Source organism: Aeromonas sp. EERV15, assembly GCF_900079845.1.
Lineage (GTDB): Bacteria > Pseudomonadota > Gammaproteobacteria > Enterobacterales > Aeromonadaceae > Aeromonas > Aeromonas sobria.
In genome coordinates this window covers 1-465 of the sequence record NZ_FKKY02000119.1, presented here as the reverse complement: position 1 = coordinate 465, position 465 = coordinate 1, and the positions used below count along the sequence as shown (strand labels likewise).

1 protein-coding gene is annotated in these 465 nt (G+C 74.4%); it reads right to left on the bottom strand.

Annotated elements, in window-relative coordinates; genetic code table 11:
- Nucleotides 1–465, bottom strand: a 465-nt coding sequence (locus BN4575_RS22855) for a hypothetical protein (protein WP_218060806.1), incomplete at both ends; no start/stop codon positions are given.

The following is a 465-nucleotide window of genomic DNA, read 5'->3' as shown; positions in this document are numbered from 1 at the left end:
GAGATCCTCGGCGATCTGCACCGCCGCCCGGTGCGTCGCGTCGCTGGAGTAGCGCGACGGCATGAAGAACGCGTGGAGCGCGGTCTTCATCCGGTCGCGCAGCGCCTGGCCCCCGAGGTCCGGGTGGAGGAGCTGCACCGCGCGCCAGGCGCCGAGCAGCGTGCGGAGCGAGTCGCGGCCGCCCGACAGCGCGAGGCCGATGCCCTTGAACGCGCCGATCTTGCGGTAGTAGTCGGCCACGCCGAGCGCGAGCACCTCGTAGAAGTCGTCGATCAGCTCGTCGCGCGGGGAGATCGCCGGCAGCGCCGCAGACGGCAGGAACGGCGTCGTGCCGGGCGGCGGGGCGGGGTAGGCGAGGCGCGAGCGGTCCGCCGTCTCCCCGTCGACCCGGAGGAGCTCGACCATCTGCGGCGAGGCGCGGCGGAACTCCTCGAGGTCGCTGCGCCAGGTGCTCGCCTCGCGGCG